This is a genomic window from Atopobium sp. oral taxon 199 str. F0494 (genome assembly GCF_000411555.1).
GTDB lineage: Bacteria > Actinomycetota > Coriobacteriia > Coriobacteriales > Atopobiaceae > Lancefieldella.
In genome coordinates, this window is sequence record NZ_KE150486.1 from 1,038,801 (window position 1) to 1,058,522 (window position 19,722).

Here is a 19,722-nt window from a genome sequence, read left to right on the forward strand (position 1 = left end):
ATAACTCCTCAACCAACACGTTACGCGCCTTCTGTTGTATCACTCTTAGACACGTAGACGAGTCTCTACTTCTTCTTTTTCGGCTTACGGCGAGAAGCGCTCGTAGCTTTTCGGCGAGTAGTACTTGTCACCTTCTTTTCTTTATCGGTCTTCTTGGGCAAGGGCCCCTCGTACGCCAAAATCATACCACCGAGCGGCGGTACCCGGACGACCAGCGACTGATCGCGGCCATTCCACACCTCTTCTTCGGTAGTCAGCTTGCCCGTATTGACAACGCCCGAGCCGCCATACTCTTCCATATCAGAGTTGAAAACCTCGCTCCATTGGCCGGCGCGGGGCATACCCAAACGAAAATCTTCATGCGCGGCGACATCAAAGTTCAGAAGTACCACAAGGTCATCCTTGGGCTTCTCGCCACGACGGATGAATGTAACGATAGACTGGTTGTTGTTGTCGGCGTCGATCCATTCAAATCCCAACTCGTCATAGGCGTGCTGCCAAAGAGCCGGGTGGCTGGCGTAGAAATGATTGAGGGCGGCAATGAAGCGCTGTTGGCCGGCGTGAGTCTGGTATTCCTCCGTAAGGAAGTACTGAATCCCCTCGTAGTAGCGCCACTCGATAAACTGCGCGATTTCGTTGCCCATGAAGTTGAGCTTAGCGCCCGAATGGGTCATCTGATACAGAGCCAGCGCGCGCATACCGGCAAACTGACGCCACCAATCGCCAGGCATGCGTGTAATCAGGCTGCACTTGCCGTGGACAACCTCGTCATGGCTGAGCGGAAGCACAAAATTTTCATTGAACTGGTACATCGTTGAGAACGTCAGCAGGCGATGATTGCCGGGACGGAACGGAAAGTCCGTCTGGCAATAGTGCAGTGTATCGTTCATCCAACCCATATCCCACTTGAGATGGAAGCCAAGGCCTCCGACAGAGGGAGGATAGGTTACCAGCGGCCACGCCGTTGACTCCTCGGCAATCATGAGCACATCGGGATGGTCCGTTTGCGCCGTCACGTTGCACTGGCGCACAAATTCGATAGCCTGCTTATCTTCTTCAGTGCCCTCTTCGTTGAAGCGCTTACGGGCGGGATCATCAATGCCAAAATTCAGATACAGCATGCTGGTAACGCCATCCATGCGAATACCATCGGCATGGTAGGCGCCAAGCCACCAGAGCAGGTTGGAAATGAGGAAGCTGCGTACTTCTCCGCGTCCATAATCGAATTTGTAGGTGCCCCAGTTAGGATGCTCTTCTCGCTCAAAGAGCTTCTCGCCGTCGAAGCGCACCAGTCCGTGCGCGTCCCGACAAAAGCCCCCGGGAACCCAGTCAAGAATGACCCCGATACCGGCCTCATGGCAGGCATCGATAAAATGCATGAACTGCTGAGGAGCTCCGTATCGCGAGGTGGGAGCAAAATAGCCCGTTACCTGATAGCCCCAGGAGCCGTCATAGGGGTGTTCCATAATCGGCAACAGCTCAATATGGGTGTAGCCCATCTCCTTAACGTAGGACACCAGATCGACTGAAAGCTCGTCATACGTCAGGAAGCTGCCGCCCATAGTCTCAGGTGTGTCGCCACCCGGACCGTTGCCATCAAGTCCGTCAGCATGTCGCTTCCAGCTTCCCAGATGCACTTCAAAGATGTTAAGCGGACTCGCGAGAAAATCGCGCTTTTTGCGGGCGGTAAGCCATTTCTTATCTTTCCATGTATGACTGGTAAGATCTGCCGTGCGTGACGCTGTTCCCGCGGGGATTTCCGCATAAAAGGCGTAGGGATCTGCCTTGAGCATCATCTCGCCGCCCGCCGATTCAACGGCATACTTATAGAGCGCACCCTCACTGACCTCAGGAATGAACGTTTCCCAAATGCCGCCCGTCAGGGTACGCGTCATCTGGTTGATCTGATCGTTCCAGTCGTTGAACTCTCCGACAACGGAAACTGACAGCGCGTTGGGCGCCCAAACAGCAAAGTGATAGCCCTCAACACCGTCATCATCTATCGCCACATGCGCGCCGAGCTTCTCGTAACTCTGATGCCACTCACCTTTCCCAAAGAGATAGATGTCATCTTTTGTTACATACAGCGAGCTATCCTTCACTTTCATATAAACCTCCAGCCCAAACCGGGCAACGCCGCTCCCCCAAAGGCCACGCATATCCTATTCTATGACAGTTGCACAGATGTTTATTCAAGCTTAGTTAATTGTGTAACTATCTGATTCAGAAATGCGCTCAACGGTCGATTAACCTCGGTGGATAACAAGAACAAAAATTTTCTATTTTTCGTATCGACACAGAAATTCCGCCAGGAGCTGAAATAAGCTGAATTTTTTTCTATCCGGACTAGCCGCGCCTCGCGATTTTGTCTTGGCCAATGATTGCCACGCGTCAATCCATTTGAAACGATTGGTTTCGCTATGATATTGAAGGAGTGTCAGAGAACGTCCAAGCGCTTGCGCTTGCAAGACGCCAGGCTGAGGGTGGGCTGTCAAGCTTAAGGTAACTGTCACGCTCAGGGTGAGAAGCCAGGCTGAGGCATACGCGAGCGCCGCAAGGGAGAGGTCATGCCCCGAGAAACTAAGAAACTGAAGCGCGAGCGCGGCATAGAAACGTGCCGCCGTTTGCACGCTTTATATCCACACGTTGAAAGCGCGCTCGATTACCGCAGCGCCTATACGCTGCTTGTAGCGGTCATGCTCTCGGCGCAAACCACCGACGCCGCCGTCAACAAGGTAACGCCTGAACTGTTCAAGCGCTGGCCTGATCCTGTCGCGATGGCATCAGCAAGCAAGGCCGAAGTCGGAGAACTCATTCGCACCATCGGATTTTGGCGCGCGAAAGCGAGACACTGCGTTGAGATGGCTCAAATGCTTGTAGCCGACTACGGCGGAGAAGTTCCAAACACCATGAATGACCTCGTCAAGCTTCCGGGCGTTGGCCGCAAGACCGCTAATATTGTGCTCAATAAGATGTTTGATACCGTCGATGGCATTGCCGTTGATACGCACGTTTACCGCATCGCTTCTCGCCTGCGACTTACCTCCGCCGCTACTCCTCTTGCGGCTGAGCAGGATCTTCTCGCACTTTTGCCGCGAAAGCTTTGGAAAGACGTTAATGAAGAATGGATCCACTTTGGCCGCGAGACGTGCTCCGCCCGAAATCCTTCCTGTGAGACATGCCCGCTTGCAGACATCTGTCCCTCCTTTGAACAACCCAATCGCTGGTTCAAAGGAGGCGGCGAGAAGAACTCCAGGCGCAGATCATCTTCATAAGTGAAACTGCAGGTCATGACAGCAAATGAGTAAGAACTGCAGGTCATGATAGCAAAAGAGGCGCCCCAAAAAGGACGCCTCTTTTTGAATAGCTGTTACTCTGTCTCGCAAGGCTGAGCTTGTAAGACTGAGCTCAAGGCTTAGTAGTTAAGCGCGCGCTCTTGGAAATATCCCTGCGGGTGACCGCACACAGGGCACACCTTTGGCGCAGTCGGGCCAACGTGCAGGTGACCGCACTTGAGGCACTGCCACACCTTAACACCGGGGCGCTCAAAGACTTCGCCGGACTCGACACGCTCAAGAAGCTTGTTGTAGCGCTCATCGTGAGTCTTCTCAATCTCGCCGACAAGACGCATCTTCGCGGCGATCTCCTTGAAGCCCTCCTCCTCAGCGGTCTTGGCGAAATCGGCATACATCGTGGTCCACTCGTAGTTCTCACCTGCGGCGGCGTCCTTCAGAGCCTCTGCGGTCTCGGGAACCTTGCCGTCGTGAAGGTACTTAAACCAGAGCTTAGCGTGAACGTTCTCGTTGCCGGACGTCTCGTTGAAGATATCGGCAATCTGCTGGTACCCATCTTTTGACGCCTGCTTGGCATAGAAGCCATACTTGACGCACGCCTGGGACTCGCCGGCAAACGCGGCCTCAAGGTTCTTCTTTGTCTGAGAATTCTCAAAATCAACAGCCATTTTTTCTCCTCTCCTTCTTTGACCGGAATGGCCAAAGCGTCATGCGCATTATACCCGCTATGAATGCCAAATGTCACCTTGACGATGACAAAAACCTTCTTTTGTGAGCTCTTCAAGTAAGTCCAGGGTAACGCCCATAGTCACGCTCTCTCGGCCGGCCTCTCGCTCAACGGCGGCAAGCTCTTTCGACAGGGTTTCGGCTGTCGCGCCACCTTCGCCGCGATGTGACAAAACAAGACGCAGCAATTCGGCGCGCTTCTGGCGATGTGACCCTTCGAACTTTGACTGTCGTGCATGAGCCTTTGAGCGTCTACTTGGATTGGGAATGGTTTTTTTAAGCCACGCGCCGTAATCGAGAAGCGCATAATACCAGACTCTTGGATTATCATCCGCGTGCTCATCCAGAGGATCGTCAGCCGGACAGGTCGCATCTACCAGCGGAACAAGCTCTGAGTCGGGAACTCCTTCGACTTCGGGATACAACTCGTGCAGAAAAACCGTTCGCACATTGGTCTCCAGATAAATCCCGTGCAGATTGAGGGCAAACGCCCGAATACCGGCAGCCGTAGCAGATCCGATACCGGGAAGTCTGACGAGCTCCCCTACTTCCTGAGGCAGTGCTCCGCCGGTTTTGGAAAGCATCTGTGCAGCCTTATGAAGCGAAAGTGCTCGGCGGTTATATCCAAGACCCTGCCACTCCTCAAGGACGTCAGCGGGACTGGCAGCAGCCAGAGCATCGACTGACGGAAATCGCTCAAGCCATCGCTGCCAGCGTCCGTCTACACGACTCACCTGCGTTTGCTGCAGCATAACCTCAGAAATCCAAATGGCATAGGGGTCACGCGTCCGGCGCCACGGAAGATCTCGATACAGCTTTCGTCCATACTCCAGCACAAGAGCTCGAAACTCTGCAAGGCTTTCAGCATCCTCATGCGCGTTCGGCGCGCCATCGCTCGGCACGCCACTCATGCTGCCGACTTTGTCGACAAGAACCTCGGAATTCTTTTTAGCCAATTTGACCCGCGTTTCGTGAAGAAGCGACAATGTCTTCCACTTGATCTTGTATCTCTTCCAGCCGAAGCGCGGTCTCGTTTTTCACCAGCTTAAATCCACCATTCGGTTCAGGCACCAGACCTTCCTTCACAATCTGCGAAAGCGCAATCGACGCGAAATAGGTCCTGAGTATCTTTTCGGCATTACACCAGACGGGATTGAAAAAACAGGAAGGCTTGCGCGGGCAGGGCGTATTATCGGGACCCGCCGATTCGCAGTCGGAAATCAGAACAGGGCCTTGAACTGCTTCAACCACCGTAAGCAGGGTTGTCGCATCGGGATCAATGGCAAGCGTCATACCACCTCGAGAGCCGCGTGTGGATGCGATAATCCCCGCGTTCACTAAACTATGCTGAATAGATCGGGCGAACGAATACGGAACACCGCATGATTCGGCCGCATCGCGAACCGAAACTATCTCTTCCGGCCGTTTTATCAAAACACTCAAAATACGCAAAGCGTAATCGGTTTTTCTTGAAATTTCCATGTCGTTCTGTCCTCCCCAGCCTCATGCGAGGCGTTGCCCTCTCACAGGCACCATGCCCGTTTGCGGGCGTAGCAATCGCTCAGCTTCACCGTCTTACGCCGATGACCAATTGAGAACCTCCCACCCGCGCTGACGGGCAATTTTTGCCAGCGTAGGACCGGGACAGACCGCGTGAGCTGCCTGCGCCTGCTCCAGAAGAGGAACGTCGGAATAGTGATCTCCGTAGGCAACGACAATCTTCCATGCCCCGGCGCCCAAATGCTCATCACACCAACGTTCAACTGCACGCGGTTTTTCGGCACCCTCAATAACTGACCCTAAGACATGGCTGGTATAGTGACCATTTGCAATCTGCATTCGCGTGGCCATAAAACCGTCGGCGCCTAAATGCGCAGCTGCAAGCTCGGCGATAGGAACAAATGTCGCCGAAACGAGAAGAACGACGTACCCTTCACTGCGATACCGCTTAGCGGCGGCAAGCGCTTCAGGACGAAATCTCGGCGCAATGACATCTTGATAAAATGAGCACATGACTTCATCCGCCTGCGCGGCGCTCATTTCCGTCAGAGCTCCGACAACAAGTTCTCGAGCTTCCTCCTGGCGTTGCGGCAAATGGAACTTATAGCGAATGCCCCACCAGGCCAACCGAAGCGTTCGCGCTAATGATGAAATATGCTGGCGATACAGGTACGCCGCGAACAAAAAACCTGATTGGCCGGAAATAACCGTACCATCAAAATCAAAAACAGCCACTTTCCTTGTATGCTCCACGCGTACCTCACCGCCTTTCTCGCAGACCCGCCCGGCGGCGTGCGGCCAACGTTGCCCCGCAGTCCCGGCTTCTTTTTGTCGGCAAGAAATGATACCACGCCATAACACATATTCCCATGCGTATCCGAAATACACCCTTTACATGCGAAGCTATGTCGGAGCTCCGATTTCGGTTTTCCGCTCTTTTTGCAGGGCTCCTTCGATGGGCGGCCTGCCGGCCTTCTCAATTCTGCGCCTGCTGATTTTTTGATCCTACAGCCTGCGGAAGCCCGCTAAGAAAAAAGCCTCCCAAAGGAGGCTGAAGTTGCAATGGCGGGATATGCGGGGCTCGAACCCGCGACCTCCGACGTGACAGGCCGGCGCTCTAACCAGCTGAGCTAATACCCCGGACGCCTTTGCGCGAATTGAAAGTTTACAGGGAAAGTTCCCTTATGTCTAGCAAGATTTCCGGTGAATTCAAGTTTTTTCCAGAACCGCCCCTTAAACACCTATACAACCGCTGGTAAAGCCTATTTAAAGGCGACATTATTCGAGAGCAACGTTTATTCGAGGGCGACGTTAGTGGTAGTGCCGTTTGAATCGGTCACCTTCAGAGACGCTCCGTCAAGCTCAGCGGACTCAATCGTGCCCGTGCCACCGACAACATTGCCGTCCTTGTCGGCAACCAGCACCGGCAGGGCACCATCACCAATCGTATACGCTACCACGTCCCATTTTCCATTGTTATTCTCGGGAACCAAGATTGTTCCGTTGTACAGCATGAGGTTGACCGGCGTGCCATCGACCTCAAATACCACCGTTGTATTGCCCGAACCGCCATCGCGTGTAATGCCGTACTTACCGTCAGACTGCTTCTCAATAGCATATTTTGAGCCTTGGTACGTAATGGTGCCGTCCGCGTCTTGTTTGTCCTGCTGCTTTTCACCTGAATAGGCTGAATCGCTCTGCTGAGTCTTCGTAGCGGGAGCGGGCTCAGGAGAGGATACCGCGCAGCGCACCACAAAAAAGAGGACGATGAGGGCCACGATTGTTGCTATTACGAGCAGAACCGTGCGACGGCGGTTTTTCAAACCCGGCTCTTCTCCAACATCCGCGATCTTCTCGCGAGCCATATGGGCGCCCTGGCCCGCATGAATCGTAGTGATATCTCCCGGTTTTACCGGCGATACCCGCGGGGTCTTCTCGTCATCGGTTTCAGTCTCTATATGGTTTCGACCCGCCATGTGGTTTGCCATGAAAACTCCTTTATCGCTTACACTTCGCGACGCGCTTCAATGGCGCGGCCAAGCGTTACCTCATCAGCGTACTCCAAATCACCGCCAACGGGCAAACCGCTCGCCAGACGCGACACCTTTACTCCCAAAGGCGCGATGATGCGCGCGAGATATGTGGCAGTAGTTTCTCCCTCTACGTCGGGATTTGTGGCGAGAAGCACCTCTTGCACCGTTCCGTCTGCCAAGCGGGCAAGCAATTCCCGTATATGAAGCTGCTCCGGACCGATTTTATCCATCGGAGAAATGGCGCCGCCGAGCACATGGTAGAGGCCGTGGTACACGCCCGTGCGCTCAATAGCTGAAACGTCACGCGGCTCAGACACCACGCAAATCGCCGAACGGTCGCGGGAGCCATCCGAGCAAATATCGCACTCTTCCCGCGTTGCATAGTTGAAGCAGGTAGGACAAAAATGCACCTGTTGCTTTACCTCAAGAATCGCATTGGCCAGGCGACGCGCTTCTTCGGAGTCCGTCTCAAGCAGATAGTACGCGATACGCTGCGCGGACTTAGGACCAATACCGGGAAGACGCCCCAGCTCATCCAAGAGACGCTGGAGCGAGCGTCCGTCATTTGTCAAATCAAACGCCATTAAAAGAGCCCCGGAATGTTCAATCCACCCGTGACCGAACTCATCGCCTGGCTTGCCGCCTTTTCGGCAGTTTCGAGAGCGTCATTTGTGGCAGCAAGAATCATGTCCTGAAGCATCTCAACGTCCTCCGGATCCAAAACTTCGGGATCAATCTGCAGGTCCGTGAGGCGTAAATCACCCGATACGGTGACCTTGACCGCTCCACCGCCGGCGCTTGCCGTATGCAACGCCAATGCGGCCTTTTCCTGCGCTGCCAGCAATTGCTCCTGCATCTTACGCGCTTGAGCCATCATCTGGTTGCGGTTCATGCCGCCCCTGTTAAATCCACCTTTAGCCATTAGTTCTCCTTATCATTGGCAGATACTTCATCGTTTGATTCAAATGAAACGGAAACAGCAGGCCCAAACACCTCTTCAAGCATTGAAGCTACGCTGCTGAGATCTTTTGGAAGCGCCGAGCGCTCAGCGATTTCACTCGATGACATATGCTTGTCGCCAGAGGGAGTCTCCGCAGAAGAGCCAAAGGACGAAGCCGTTTCAGCAGCGCGTTCGGAAACCGTGAGTTCACCGGCGACTTCGGAAACTTTAGGTTGAACAGGTGTAGGGCCTGGATTGGAAGCCTTAGCTGTTGGTTTTATTTCTTTTGCAGGAGCAGGCTCTGTCATTGGTGTCGCAGGCGCCTGAGTTGCCGTAGGTACGGACTGTGGCGCCGTCATCGACACGGATTGCACTACTGCAGGTACGGATGGTGCTGTCGCGGGTGTGGATTGAGACGCAGGAGCCGCGGAGACTTCGTCCCACGGCAAAGGAAACTCAGACGCGCCTTCCTTGGGTGCAGTCTCCTGCACGGAGTTAGACGCCGCGCGCGGAGACGAGCCTGAAGCCTGCACGGGAGACGGAACGGGTGCTGCCGGCTCCATGCTACTTCTCGGCAGTTCTCCTGAAGGTGGAGAAGCAAAGTTCCGCTGCGCGTCTGCAATCGCCTTATTTTGAAGCGAAGACTCGCCGTACGCGATGCTCCGCGTCCCCAAGGTCTGCTCGATAAGCGCTAAAAGCTCCCTTTTAATCTCTTCTCGCTCCAGCATCGCCGTTGCGAACTCAGAACCTTTAGGGAGAAGAACAAGCAAATGAGAACCATCGTCTGACGCGAGCGTGGAGCCCTGTAGTAGGGCACCGTGGGCGGGAGCTTTTGCGATGTACTGTTTGATAATCTCTTTCCACGTACGCGTTAGAGTCGCTTCATCGTTTGCAGACGGGCGCGGGGTGGCAGAAGCTGGCTCCGAGATTGGCTGAGGCGCAGGTGTAGCAGTGGGCACTGACGTAGGTGCTGATGCAGACTTAGGCGTAGACGCAGTGGTAGGCGCAGGTGCAGGTGCCGGTATAGATGCAGGCTCTGATACGGGTGCGGACTTAGGCGTAGACACGGTCGTGAGTGCCGGTGTATGAGCGGATGCTGGTACCGGTGCAGACATCGGTGCGGGCACAGAGCCAGAAGCAGCAGCTTTTTCCAGCTTGCGCTCTACATCAGCTACGCGCTCTGCAAGCGATTCCAAAGTCAAATCAACTTCAGGTCGCGCCAAGCGTGTGCACGCGATTTCAAGCACCAGCCGCTGATTGGAGGCTGTACGCATCTGACTTGAGGCGTCACCGAGTATCGTCAGAACACGAGCGAGCCTATCTACAGAACCATACGCGGAAACTTCCTGCGCGAGCTGCGCCCGCTCGTCATCAGTCACGGTGAGAGCAGCCGCATCAACACCAACGGCCGCCATAACGTAGGCGTTACGCACATGAGCTGCAAGTTCCCGGGTAAACTGCAGCACATCGCGGCCAGCGTTTACCAGCGTATTGACCTGATCAAAGAGGGTCGCAACATCACGCTTGGCGATTGCCATGGACACATGAGCCAAAAGTGAGCCTGACGCTTCCCCTAAAAAGTCCTGAGCAATAGCAAGAGAAACTTCTCCATCGCCAAAGACAGAAAGCTGCTCCAGAGAGGTCAGCGCATCACGCATACCGCCGCGGGCGTGGCGGACAATCAGCTCAAGCGCTCGAACGTCAAAGCGGAAACCCTCGGCCTCACACACATACTGCAAGTGCTCCAGCATGTCCTCATTTCCAATCGCGTGAAAGTCAAATCGCTGCACGCGGGATAAAACAGTTCCCAACACTTTTTGAGGGTCAGTTGTGCATAAAACAAAGGTTACGTGCGCGGGAGGCTCCTCAAGCGTCTTAAGCAAAGCATTGAACGCGGCCGTGGTCAGCATATGAACCTCGTCGATGATATAGACCTTGCCCTTGCCTCTTACCGGCGCATAATTTGCGCGAGAAATGATTTCCTCGCGAACGTTGTCAACGCCCGTATTGGACGCGGCATCAATCTCTACTACATCGGGATGCGTGCCGGCCGCAATGAAACGACATTCTTCGCAGGTACCGTCGGGAAGCTGACCGGGCGCCTTACGGCAAAGCAGCGCTTTTGCCAGCAGACGGGCCATAGTCGTCTTGCCGGTTCCTCGCGGACCGCAAAACAAATAGGCGTGGCTGACTTTGCCTTCAAGCACCGCGCGCTTTAACGTCTCAACAACATGTTTCTGACCAACGACCTGCTCAAATGTTTGCGGTCGATACTTTGTATACAGCGATTCCATACGTCCTCCGACGCGCTCGAGTGAACGTGTTAAGTATACCCGTCAGTCTCCGCGTTCTTCTCGCCAGAAACGACCTCATAAAAAAGGAGCAGCCGAAGCCGCTCCTTTAACGTGCATTGCTTAGTTCACAAAACGTGATGTGATTACTCCGCGGACTCTGTAGGTGTCTCAGCAGTCTCAACGGGCGTCTCAGGCTCTGCTGCGGGCTCCTCAGCAGGAGCGGCGGGAGCGTTCTTCGCAAACTCCGCAGCGCGCTTTGCTTTCTCCGCGGCCTTCGCCTCAGCAGCAGCCTTACGAGCGGCCTCTTGCTCGGCAGCCTTTGCGGCCTTTGCCTCCTTGGCAGCCTTTGCCGCGCCAAGACGAGCGGAAGCGGCCTCGCCGAACTTGTCGGAGAAACGCTGGACGCGACCGCCGGTGTCAACGAGCTTCTGCTGACCGGTATAGAACGGGTGGCACTTATCGCAGAGGTCAACGCGCATTTCAGGAACGGTAGCGCGGGTAGTCCACGTGTTGCCGCAGGTGCAGCGAACCGTGCACTCTACATACTCAGGGTGAATTCCTTGCTTCATACAGGACTCCTTACATCGGCTCTGGTTTCCGACCAGAGCAAGGGAATAGCCGACTGAGTATAGCAGAGTCCCCGCGGTTTCGCTAGGATAGAATGAACTCTTTCCCACTTTACACGGAGGCGACATGTTTTTAGCTATTGACGTAGGCAATACTCAAACGACCCTTGGCCTTTTTGACGAGAAGGGCCAGATGCTTCACGGCTGGCGCATGTCCACCGATACTACTGAAACAGCCGATATGCTGCACGGTCGTCTCTTTACATTCTTTATGAAAGATGGTTTCTCGCTTAACGACATCACTGCCGGAGGAATCGCCTGCGTGGTGCCCGCCGTCTCCCGCGCGTGGAAACGTTGCTTTGAAGCACTCCTTGACCGGCCGCTCATTGCTGTCAGCGCCGCCTCAAATACGGGAGTCCCCGTACACATGCCACATCCCGAACGCGTTGGAGCCGACCGCATCGCCAACGCCGTCGCCGCCCGCGAACGCTACGGATCCCCTGTTGTGGTCGTAGACTTTGGCACCGCTACGAATATCGACGTAGTAGACGATTCAGGCGCGTATCGCGGCGGCGCCATTTCACCCGGCCTCATACTATCCGCAAACGCGCTTTTTGAGCGCGCCGCAAAACTTTCCAGCATCCCCATCGAGGCCCCCGCGTCAGCTTTGGGCAACGACACCGAAAGCGCTGTCCAGTCCGGCTTAGTCATCGGCGCGGCTGCGCAGGCGGAAGGCCTGGTAGCCCGCATTTTGCGTGAACCCGGTATCACCGGCGCAAAGGTTATTGCCACGGGCGGCCTTGCAAAAACCGTCAGCGTGGCAACCGATGTGTTTGACGTGGTGGATCAGGAGCTTACGCTACGCGGCATTTATCTCATCTGGAAGCGCGGATAGACGCTTGTTCGGGAGTGATAACGGTTTCTTTGTCGTCAGCGCCTACAAGAATCGCACGACCCCATACGTCCACGCCGCCAAAACGCGCCGTATACGCTACGTTACCGTTAGGATAGACCACATCAACCTTGTGTCCAAGAAGCGGTATCACGTCAAAGTAATCGCTCAGGATAGGTGCGAGGGGTCCTGCTGCAGCGCGACCCGCCCTGCTGTCGCTGGCCCAAACGTCCACGGCAGACACAATCGCCTTTGCAAGAGCCGCCGGTTCAAGCACTTTTGCGGCGAGAAGCGTCTCCGCCTCGAAAAGCCCCTTTGCATCAAGACACCTCAGGTCGAATGAGATTCCACACACAACAAACATACCATCCGTATAGCCGGCACGCGTCTGCACAACTCCAAAAGGCGCATCTTTGACAACGATGCCATATGGCCATGCGATGCCGATATTCGAAATGGAGCCTTTGAGGTTCTTTACCAGCCCATATGCCGCGACATAGGGAACGCCTGTTATCTGCTGCATAGAAATATCGGGACGAAGAATCACCGCAAACTCAAGGTTCTTCTCGCCCCGAGCGGCGTTTTTGGCGTCTCTGTCATCGTTGGCTTTCTCCGCGTGCCTCTCGGCATGTTTACCAGCCACAAATTCACCAGCTTGACCACCACTTCTGGCAAGCTCGACAGCCTCGTCAAGAACGCTCATACCCATACCGCGCTACTCCCACGTAATATCGCCGAGGTCGGCGGTCACGTGACCAACGCGCTGGTCCGCGTGAACAACTTCAACGCCGCTGTGCGTCAGGAAGCGAACGGGATCGTGCATCAAATCTTCCATGGGAACAAGCACGTAATCGCGCTCGCCAAGACGCGGATGCGGCAGCGTCAGACGCTTGCCCGCATGTTCCTCACCTTCAACCCAGAGCAGGTCACAGTCGATGGTACGCGGACCGTGTCCCTCCTCGCCAGGCTTACGGATACGATCAAGGGCATCTTCAACTTTGAGCAGCTCACCCAAGAGCACCAGCGGATGTAGTTCTGTACGAATCTCCGCCACAGCGTTGGCAACCGGCGTTGCAATGCCATATGCGGGCTCCGTCTCGTACGCGTGGCTTACAGAAACCACGCAGGTCAGAGGAATCTCATCGATAAGCTGCGTTGCACGAGCCAAATACGCCACTCGATCGCCCACATTCGAACCGAGCGCCACAAAGCCCTGACGCGGATCTTTTTGAGTCATCGCCCAGAAAGAATTAACGGCTTGAGCGGCTCCAGCCACGTCATGAACGCGCAGGATTCTCGCGCCATTAGTGATGGCGGCAATGCAGATAGCCTGCGTCGCGAAATCACGATCAACCGCCGCCGCAACTCCGGATACCGCGCCCACAAACCGTTTGCGAGACACCGCGCAGAGCAGCGGATACCCCATAGACACCATCGAGCGCGTCGCGCGCTGGATAACGATATCCTCATCGGCGAACTTATCAAAGCCAGGACCGGGATCGATGCAGATGCGGTCATGAGAAACGCCTGCGCGCATCAAAACGCGCGCCTGATCTCCCAAAAAGCCCATAATCTGGCGCATGATGGGCGCCTCTTCGGGCAGCGTAAAGCGGCGCTGCGATGTCAGAGAACGGGCGCTTTCAGGCCGAGCCGGCCTGCTGTCGTCAAGGGCGACACGCTTACGCTCAATATGCGCTCCCAAGCCTTCCTTGTTCCAGTGCATTACAATGCAGCCGCACTTGGAGTCTGCGGCGACGTTGACCATTTCAGGGTCGGTAAAGCCTGAAACGTCATTGATAATCTGTGCGCCTAAGCGAATGCACATACGCGCCACTTCGGCATGGCGCGTATCAACGGATACTAAAGCCCCTGCTTTAAGAAGCTCGCGAACCACAGGAACAACACGCTCAGCCTCTTCCCTTGAATCCACCGGTGTATGCCCAGGTCTTGTAGACTCGCCGCCAACGTCAATGATGTCGGCTCCTTCATCGAGCATCTGGAGACCACGTTTGACCGCCGTCTTTACATTGATATTCTCGCCACCGTCAGAAAACGAGTCAGGCGTCACATTCAAAATGCCCATAATTCGCGGGCGGGCAAGGGAAAGTGTGTGGTTACCGCATTGCCATGTCGTATAGCTTTGCCTCAGCATGAAGGCCTCCTTGCACGAGTGCGTCCCGACTCCGGTGCGCTTGTCATAAACATTTCCATTGTAGAGGTTTTTGCGTGTTCTCTCATTTACCATAGTTTTGTTATCGCCTACGGAAGTGAGAAATCATGAGCGCTCCATCACCTTGCAACCAATCGCAAACCGCCCTGGCACACAGCGCATCAACGCACAACGCGGCAGAGGCCCCTGTCACTGATAGCTCAAAGACCCGCGAATATACCCTCGCCTCGTGGAACGTCAACGGACTGCGAGCCGTCTTAAAGAAGGATCCATCGTTTATCGAAGTTCTTGAAACCATTGACGCCGATATCTTTGCCATCCAAGAGACCAAACTGCAGGAAGGTCAGGTTGACCTCGAAATTCCCGGTTATTATCAAACTTGGAATTATGCCGAGCGCAAGGGATATTCAGGTACCGCCGTTTTTTCGCGAGAAGAACCTCTGCAGGTAGTTCGCCACATCGATTCTCCCGTTGCGGATGATGAGGGGCGTATTTGCGCTTTGGAATTTGCGAAGTTTTGGTTTGTCGACGTCTATACACCCAACTCTAAAGACCAGCTTGCGCGCCTCGATGAGCGATTGGTCTGGGACGCTCGATACCGTGACTTTCTCGCAGGTCTTTCTCAACAGAAACCTGTCATTACCTGCGGCGACTTCAATGTTGCCCACCATGAGATCGATCTGAAAAATCCCAGCAGCAACCGTAAGAACGCAGGGTTTTCCGATGAAGAGCGGGAGAGTTTCACCAAGCTTCTTGACGCGGGCTTTACTGACACCTTCCGCTACCGTCATCCTGACGTTACCGGAGCCTACAGTTGGTGGAGTTACCGGTTCAACGCCCGCAAAAACAACGCCGGCTGGCGCATTGATTACTTTTTGGTAAGCGACCGCATCGCCGAGCGGATAACCGGCGCGTCCATCTTGAACGAAGTCTACGGCAGCGATCACTGCCCAGTGGAGCTGACGATAGAGCTGTAGGGATTATAGCCTGCCTCAGATACTGTCGATAACGCGCGCCTGAGATGGTCTACACTCTCGGCAACGAAGTCACTTGCAGCGGCAAATTTATCCTTAGAAATCCGTTTCGACACCGGCCTCTTGCTTTACCTTCAAAAACGTCTTAGCGTCCCGGCAGGCCATGAGCTCCTCAGGAAAGTGAACCTCATCAAGCAGGTTGGATATGTGATTCGCATGCGCAATACGCGTCGCAATGTGCGCGTCCGATCCAAATGAAACCATGCAGCCAAGTTCTGCGCAGCGCTCAGCAATGAGGCGGCACCTCGCCTGTTTCTCCGGAGCAGGACCCGCCGCATACGTCGCCTCGTTCATCTCAATCAGCTTGCCGCGGTCGCGACACTCGCGAATCAGTGTATCTATCTCAAAATCAAGGAAGCTCCGGCCCAGGTGACCCAGAATAAGCACATGCGGATTGTCAAGCACGTTCACATACATTTGCGTCACTTGAGCGGGCGTTGCTCCACATGCCCAATCTTTTCCGTGAATGCTTGCGACCGCGTAATCACAGCGGGAAAGCACAAGCTCGCCAAGACTATGAGCGTGGCCGAATTTATCGCCGTTTATAGCGGTGTCAGCAGCAATATCCCAGGCGAACAAATGCCCTTCAAGATCGACAATATCCACTTCGCAGCCGCACAAAATGCGCATACCCTGCCAGATCTCAGGAACGATAGTAAGGTTCAGAAAGAATTGGAAGTTCTTCAGTGTTTGCTCGTCAAACAGCATTGACGAGAAGTGATCTGTCAAGCCCAGCAGCTCAAAACCCTGTTCAGCGGCCATTCGGACGTTCTCCTCCATTGTGGAGTACGCGTGGCGCGAATACATCGTATGTGTATGTACATCGCAAAGTATGCGCATAGCAACCCTTCCTTACAAGCGCCTTGCGAACATCTACTGGACGCCACACTCCTCGGCAGCTTTTTTCCATGCCGCAAGAGAATTGACGCATATGTCGTACGGCACGCAATAACTGACGCGGAGCCAACCGGGGCAACCGAATGAATCTGAAGGAACCGGCAGCAATTCGTATGCGCGCGCACGCTCGCAGAATTTCTGCGCGTCATCGCCAGGAGCTTTAACCCACAGATAGAAAGCTCCGTCAGGCTGAACATATTCGTAGCCCAGATCAGAAAGTCCCTGCGTCAGCACATCGCGATTCCGCGCGTATGCCTCAATATCAGCGGGTTCATCGACGCAATCAACCAACACCAATTGGAACAGGGACGGGGCACACACGAACCCCAAAGCGCGAGCAGCACCCGCGCAAGCAGCATATACTTCGTCATGCTCGGGATTTGTAGGTGGAACGAATACCCAGCCGATACGCTCTCCGGGCAGCGATAATGCCTTGGAGTAGGAGTAGCACACAATCGTGCGGTCATATACTTCAGGAATCCAAGGAACGTCTACATCTCCATACACAATCTCGCGGTACGGCTCATCCGAAATCAGATAGATGTCAGTTCCCAACGCAGTCTGACGCTCATGCAGCGCGTCGGCGAGCATATCCAGATTCCGGCGCGTATATACCGCTCCAACCGGGTTGTTGGGTGAGTTTACTATGACAGCTTTCGTTTGAGGCGTAATCGCCGCGGAAAGTCTCTCAATGTCGATTTGGAAGGTTTTCTCGTCAGCGAGAACTTCAACGCAAGAAGCTCCCGCATGCTCAATCCAAACGCGATACTCAGGAAAATACGGTGCGATAACGATAACCTCATCACCGGGCACAACCACAGCATTGATTGCCATTGAAACCGAAGCGGCGGCTCCACATGTCATGATGACATCGGCTGCCGTTGCGGCAGCAGCGCCAAAGCGACGGCACAACGAGGCAGCCACCGCTGCACGAGCGGCAGGCGTGCCGATAGAAGCCGTATATGAGTGAACTGCCTGTGGCGGAAGCGTCACAGCATGTTCAATAGAAGCGCGAACCGCGGGCGGAGCGGGCACTGACGGATTGCCGATAGAGAAGTCAAAGACGTTTTCGGCGCCAATCTCTTCGCGACGCCGTGCGGCGAACTCGGCTATATCGCGAATGACAGACTTCGCTTGTCCGTACCCCAGGTTCGTTTGATTGATGCCCATGACAACTCCTCCGCTCTTCCAGACTTACTCGTACACCGACGGCTTAAGAACGCCCACGTATGGAAGGTTGCGATACCTTTCGGCATAGTCAAGACCATACCCAACCACAAAGGCATTGGGAACATGAGCTCCCACGTAGCGCGGCGTCACCGCCGGACTCTTGCCCTCGATGTCCTTTACCAAAAACGCCGCAATTTCAATCGACTTGGGATTGCGCGACTGCAGCATACGCATGAGGTAGGAAAGGGTAAGCCCTGAGTCGAGAATGTCTTCGACGATAAGCACGTCACGTCCCTCAATTTTGGTGTCAAGATCCTTTACGATGCGGACAACTCCCGAGCTTTTCACACCATCGGCATAGCTTGAAACAGCCATGAAATCGATAGACATAGGGCAGGTAATGGCGCGCATCACATCAGCCATAAACACAACAGCGCCGCGAAGCACGGCAATGACCAGAGGATTCTTATCCGCATAATCACGAGTAATCTCTCCGCCCACACGTTTGACAACCTCTTGTATCTCATCCTCTGACAGCAAGATCTCCTCGATATCGGGATGCGTTTCCGTCATAACGGCTCCTCTCAGCCAATGTGTCTATCCGGCGCTTTCGGTATTTTCAGTGCTTCCAACGCCTCCGATACCTCCGTCCGGCAATCCTAACGGCTCTTCGTGAAGACTTAATTCTAGCAGCAGTTTTGTATCTTGCGTACATTTTGATCGCTCATCAGCGCGAATTCCCGCAACCCATACGATGCGGCCTTTCGGCGATGTGTGCACAATGGGCACCCTATTGCGCTCGATAAGCGGGAGGCGAGAAGCACTCAGCAGGTCAGAAAGTTTTTTTGACTGTCCGTGCATACCCAAAGGGCAGAGAACGTCTCCCGGCTGCGGAGGACCTGCCCAGAGCCGGCCACCATGCGTACCGTCGATTCCCGCGGCACCCGCGTCAAGCAGCACGGATTCTCCCAGCCATTCGCGTCCATGCGCCTGCGCAAATGAAACGACATCAAGGCCATGCTCTACCGGAATGAGCCGTGCGCGAAGCGTTCGGCCCTCTGAAAGCTGCACCATCCCGGGAACAGGTAGCCAGGCAGATGGCGCGCCGTTTGAAATGTGCGTTTGCTCCTCTTCCTGATCTGTCCGCGTAAGCGCAAGCGTCCCATATGAAACGCGAGCTTGAATATCACGCGGCAGATTGACCGAGCCTCTGCCCGCAGCCACCGCTTCAAGAACGCTTTCAACGTGATGCGCTTCCAAGCGCGGATCATCTGTCAGCAGTTTTGCCGCAATTCGCACCACACGGCGCGCAATCACCACCTCAGTTACTGCCAACTGCGCCGCGTTGAGCATCAGGTAACCTTTGCTCTCATGTATCAGCAGCTCCCGCAGACGGCGTGTCGCGACGCCGTTCAGGTACGCATCCTCATCAGATACGATGTCGCACGTTCCCGCAATAGCGGAAAGCACGCGCGGATTTCTCGCCTCAAGACGCGGCACTACCTGATGGCGAACGTACGAGCGCAGATAGTAGGTATTGACATTCGTAAGGTCTTCTCGCCACGAAATTCCACGCTCAACAAGATAGTTGCACAGCTCAAGGTGCGTCCGGCTCAAAAGAGGGCGCACAATGCGATTGCGACGGCGCGGGATAGACGCGAGTCCCGAGACGCCCGTTCCGCGCGTCACGTTCATAAGAAAGGTTTCCGCGCGGTCATTGGCGTTATGCGCGGTCACAATGCGAGCGGCCGATCGCGGCACGCCGGCGCTGGCACACAACTCATTTGCCAGCCGATTTGCCTCCTCATAGCGCGCGCGGCGACCGGCATCCTCAACGTTCAGTCGCTCGTCCGCCGCGATACGCGCGATATCCAGCCTGCGTACGACACACGCAATGCCGTATTGGGCGGAAAGGGACCGTACAAACTCCTCGTCCTTCTCGGCGTCTACGCCACGAAGCTGATGATTGATGTGAAGAACGCACAGGCGGTCAAGCGCGAGTTTCACAGGTCCGCGACCGTCTTGAAGATCCAGCGCCTCTGTCGCTGCCATGACCAGCAAAGCCGTCGAATCCGCGCCACCTGAAACCATCAGCACCACAGGAGCGCCCTCAGGCAAAGCGTCGGAAGCGGACGGAGCGTATCGACGTGAAACTGTTGGCACGGCACCTCGCAAACACTAATTTGTATATGTCGCTACTATATATA

19 protein-coding genes and 1 tRNA gene are annotated in these 19,722 nt (G+C 54.9%); 3 read left to right on the forward strand and 17 right to left on the reverse strand.

Going from position 1 to position 19,722, the window contains the following annotated elements; genetic code table 11:
* Window positions 1-65: 65 nt before the first annotated feature.
* Window positions 66-2,108 (reverse strand): 1,4-alpha-glucan branching protein GlgB, encoded by a 2,043-nt coding sequence (glgB, locus tag HMPREF1527_RS04660; RefSeq protein ID WP_016477551.1) that lies wholly within the window; start codon window positions 2,106-2,108, stop codon window positions 66-68.
* A gap of 459 nt (window positions 2,109-2,567) precedes the next feature.
* Here glgB and nth point away from each other — a divergent pair, with 459 nt between their 5' ends.
* Entirely contained in the window at window positions 2,568-3,275 is a 708-nt protein-coding gene (gene nth / locus HMPREF1527_RS04665) for an endonuclease III (protein ID WP_016477552.1), read from the forward strand.
* A gap of 140 nt (window positions 3,276-3,415) precedes the next feature.
* Here the strand turns inward: nth and rbr are convergent, their stop codons facing one another.
* The 10 genes from rbr to rpmE all read right to left on the reverse strand — a co-directional run bounded on the left by rbr (window position 3,416) and on the right by rpmE (window position 11,355).
* A complete protein-coding gene (gene rbr, locus HMPREF1527_RS04670; RefSeq protein ID WP_016477553.1) occupies window positions 3,416-3,961 on the reverse strand; it encodes a rubrerythrin in 546 nt (181 codons plus the stop codon).
* 57 nt (window positions 3,962-4,018) lie between these two features.
* Window positions 4,019-5,005 (reverse strand): A/G-specific adenine glycosylase, encoded by a 987-nt coding sequence (locus HMPREF1527_RS04675; protein ID WP_016477554.1) that lies wholly within the window; start codon window positions 5,003-5,005, stop codon window positions 4,019-4,021.
* Window positions 4,968-5,501 (reverse strand): Rrf2 family transcriptional regulator, encoded by a 534-nt coding sequence (locus HMPREF1527_RS04680; protein WP_016477555.1) that lies wholly within the window; start codon window positions 5,499-5,501, stop codon window positions 4,968-4,970. The genes HMPREF1527_RS04675 and HMPREF1527_RS04680 overlap by 38 nt, the downstream gene beginning before the upstream one ends.
* Before the next feature lie 93 nt (window positions 5,502-5,594).
* Complete coding sequence (locus HMPREF1527_RS04685; protein ID WP_156825453.1) at window positions 5,595-6,254, reverse strand: HAD family phosphatase; 660 nt, start codon at window positions 6,252-6,254, stop codon at window positions 5,595-5,597.
* A 328-nt stretch (window positions 6,255-6,582) separates the two neighbouring features.
* Window positions 6,583-6,659 (reverse strand) — tRNA-Asp (locus HMPREF1527_RS04690).
* A gap of 155 nt (window positions 6,660-6,814) precedes the next feature.
* Window positions 6,815-7,507 (reverse strand): hypothetical protein, encoded by a 693-nt coding sequence (locus HMPREF1527_RS04695; RefSeq protein ID WP_016477557.1) that lies wholly within the window; start codon window positions 7,505-7,507, stop codon window positions 6,815-6,817.
* Window positions 7,508-7,524: 17 nt separating this feature from the next.
* Complete coding sequence (recR, locus tag HMPREF1527_RS04700; protein WP_016477558.1) at window positions 7,525-8,136, reverse strand: recombination mediator RecR; 612 nt, start codon at window positions 8,134-8,136, stop codon at window positions 7,525-7,527.
* The gene (locus tag HMPREF1527_RS04705) at window positions 8,136-8,474 is read right to left on the reverse strand and encodes a YbaB/EbfC family nucleoid-associated protein (protein ID WP_016477559.1); all 339 of its coding nucleotides are present in this window, start codon (window positions 8,472-8,474) and stop codon (window positions 8,136-8,138) included. The genes recR and HMPREF1527_RS04705 overlap by 1 nt, the downstream gene beginning before the upstream one ends.
* Complete coding sequence (dnaX, locus tag HMPREF1527_RS04710; RefSeq protein ID WP_016477560.1) at window positions 8,474-10,786, reverse strand: DNA polymerase III subunit gamma/tau; 2,313 nt, start codon at window positions 10,784-10,786, stop codon at window positions 8,474-8,476. Before dnaX ends, HMPREF1527_RS04705 begins: the two co-directional genes overlap by 1 nt.
* A 143-nt stretch (window positions 10,787-10,929) precedes the next feature.
* Complete coding sequence (gene rpmE / locus HMPREF1527_RS04715) at window positions 10,930-11,355, reverse strand: 50S ribosomal protein L31 (RefSeq protein WP_016477561.1); 426 nt, start codon at window positions 11,353-11,355, stop codon at window positions 10,930-10,932.
* A 124-nt stretch (window positions 11,356-11,479) separates the two neighbouring features.
* Here rpmE and HMPREF1527_RS04720 point away from each other — a divergent pair, with 124 nt between their 5' ends.
* Complete coding sequence (locus HMPREF1527_RS04720) at window positions 11,480-12,247, forward strand: type III pantothenate kinase (protein WP_016477562.1); 768 nt, start codon at window positions 11,480-11,482, stop codon at window positions 12,245-12,247.
* Here the strand turns inward: HMPREF1527_RS04720 and HMPREF1527_RS04725 are convergent.
* Both HMPREF1527_RS04725 and folP read right to left on the reverse strand, forming a co-directional pair.
* On the reverse strand, window positions 12,228-12,953 hold the full coding sequence (locus HMPREF1527_RS04725; protein WP_016477563.1) for a hypothetical protein: 726 nt from the start codon (window positions 12,951-12,953) through the stop codon (window positions 12,228-12,230). The two genes, HMPREF1527_RS04720 and HMPREF1527_RS04725, sit on opposite strands and share 20 nt — an antisense overlap.
* 6 nt (window positions 12,954-12,959) lie before the next feature.
* Window positions 12,960-14,396 (reverse strand): dihydropteroate synthase, encoded by a 1,437-nt coding sequence (gene folP / locus HMPREF1527_RS04730; protein ID WP_016477564.1) that lies wholly within the window; start codon window positions 14,394-14,396, stop codon window positions 12,960-12,962.
* 125 nt (window positions 14,397-14,521) lie between these two features.
* Between folP and HMPREF1527_RS04735 the strand changes: the two genes are divergently transcribed.
* Complete coding sequence (locus HMPREF1527_RS04735; protein WP_016477565.1) at window positions 14,522-15,391, forward strand: exodeoxyribonuclease III; 870 nt, start codon at window positions 14,522-14,524, stop codon at window positions 15,389-15,391.
* 93 nt (window positions 15,392-15,484) lie between these two features.
* On the opposite strand, the gene HMPREF1527_RS04740 is transcribed toward HMPREF1527_RS04735, so the two are convergent.
* From HMPREF1527_RS04740 to tilS, 4 genes are read right to left on the reverse strand one after another with little or no spacing between them, the layout of a single operon-like run.
* Window positions 15,485-16,288 carry a PHP domain-containing protein gene (locus HMPREF1527_RS04740; protein WP_035433702.1) on the reverse strand — a complete coding sequence of 268 codons (804 nt, stop codon included), beginning with the start codon at window positions 16,286-16,288 and terminating at the stop codon, window positions 15,485-15,487.
* A gap of 33 nt (window positions 16,289-16,321) precedes the next feature.
* A complete protein-coding gene (locus HMPREF1527_RS04745; RefSeq protein WP_016477567.1) occupies window positions 16,322-17,515 on the reverse strand; it encodes a pyridoxal phosphate-dependent aminotransferase in 1,194 nt (397 codons plus the stop codon).
* Between the two features lie 24 nt (window positions 17,516-17,539).
* Complete coding sequence (gene hpt / locus HMPREF1527_RS04750) at window positions 17,540-18,088, reverse strand: hypoxanthine phosphoribosyltransferase (protein ID WP_016477568.1); 549 nt, start codon at window positions 18,086-18,088, stop codon at window positions 17,540-17,542.
* Between the two features lie 24 nt (window positions 18,089-18,112).
* The gene (gene tilS / locus HMPREF1527_RS04755; RefSeq protein WP_016477569.1) at window positions 18,113-19,678 is read right to left on the reverse strand and encodes a tRNA lysidine(34) synthetase TilS; all 1,566 of its coding nucleotides are present in this window, start codon (window positions 19,676-19,678) and stop codon (window positions 18,113-18,115) included.
* Window positions 19,679-19,722: the final 44 nt, after the last annotated feature.

What these genes read in the sequence shown, in the direction of transcription:
- glgB (WP_016477551.1), bottom strand. Translation starts at nt 2,108, where the DNA reads ATGAAAGTGAAGGATAGCTCGCTGTATGTAACAAAAGATGACATCTAT.
- nth (WP_016477552.1), top strand. Translation starts at nt 2,568, where the DNA reads ATGCCCCGAGAAACTAAGAAACTGAAGCGCGAGCGCGGCATAGAAACG.
- rbr (WP_016477553.1), bottom strand. Translation starts at nt 3,961, where the DNA reads ATGGCTGTTGATTTTGAGAATTCTCAGACAAAGAAGAACCTTGAGGCC.
- HMPREF1527_RS04680 (WP_016477555.1), bottom strand. Translation starts at nt 5,501, where the DNA reads ATGGAAATTTCAAGAAAAACCGATTACGCTTTGCGTATTTTGAGTGTT.
- HMPREF1527_RS04695 (WP_016477557.1), bottom strand. Translation starts at nt 7,507, where the DNA reads ATGGCAAACCACATGGCGGGTCGAAACCATATAGAGACTGAAACCGAT.
- recR (WP_016477558.1), bottom strand. Translation starts at nt 8,136, where the DNA reads ATGGCGTTTGATTTGACAAATGACGGACGCTCGCTCCAGCGTCTCTTG.
- HMPREF1527_RS04705 (WP_016477559.1), bottom strand. Translation starts at nt 8,474, where the DNA reads ATGGCTAAAGGTGGATTTAACAGGGGCGGCATGAACCGCAACCAGATG.
- dnaX (WP_016477560.1), bottom strand. Translation starts at nt 10,786, where the DNA reads ATGGAATCGCTGTATACAAAGTATCGACCGCAAACATTTGAGCAGGTC.
- rpmE (WP_016477561.1), bottom strand. Translation starts at nt 11,355, where the DNA reads ATGAAGCAAGGAATTCACCCTGAGTATGTAGAGTGCACGGTTCGCTGC.
- HMPREF1527_RS04720 (WP_016477562.1), top strand. Translation starts at nt 11,480, where the DNA reads ATGTTTTTAGCTATTGACGTAGGCAATACTCAAACGACCCTTGGCCTT.
- HMPREF1527_RS04725 (WP_016477563.1), bottom strand. Translation starts at nt 12,953, where the DNA reads ATGGGTATGAGCGTTCTTGACGAGGCTGTCGAGCTTGCCAGAAGTGGT.
- folP (WP_016477564.1), bottom strand. Translation starts at nt 14,396, where the DNA reads ATGCTGAGGCAAAGCTATACGACATGGCAATGCGGTAACCACACACTT.
- HMPREF1527_RS04735 (WP_016477565.1), top strand. Translation starts at nt 14,522, where the DNA reads ATGAGCGCTCCATCACCTTGCAACCAATCGCAAACCGCCCTGGCACAC.
- HMPREF1527_RS04740 (WP_035433702.1), bottom strand. Translation starts at nt 16,288, where the DNA reads ATGCGCATACTTTGCGATGTACATACACATACGATGTATTCGCGCCAC.
- HMPREF1527_RS04745 (WP_016477567.1), bottom strand. Translation starts at nt 17,515, where the DNA reads ATGGGCATCAATCAAACGAACCTGGGGTACGGACAAGCGAAGTCTGTC.
- hpt (WP_016477568.1), bottom strand. Translation starts at nt 18,088, where the DNA reads ATGACGGAAACGCATCCCGATATCGAGGAGATCTTGCTGTCAGAGGAT.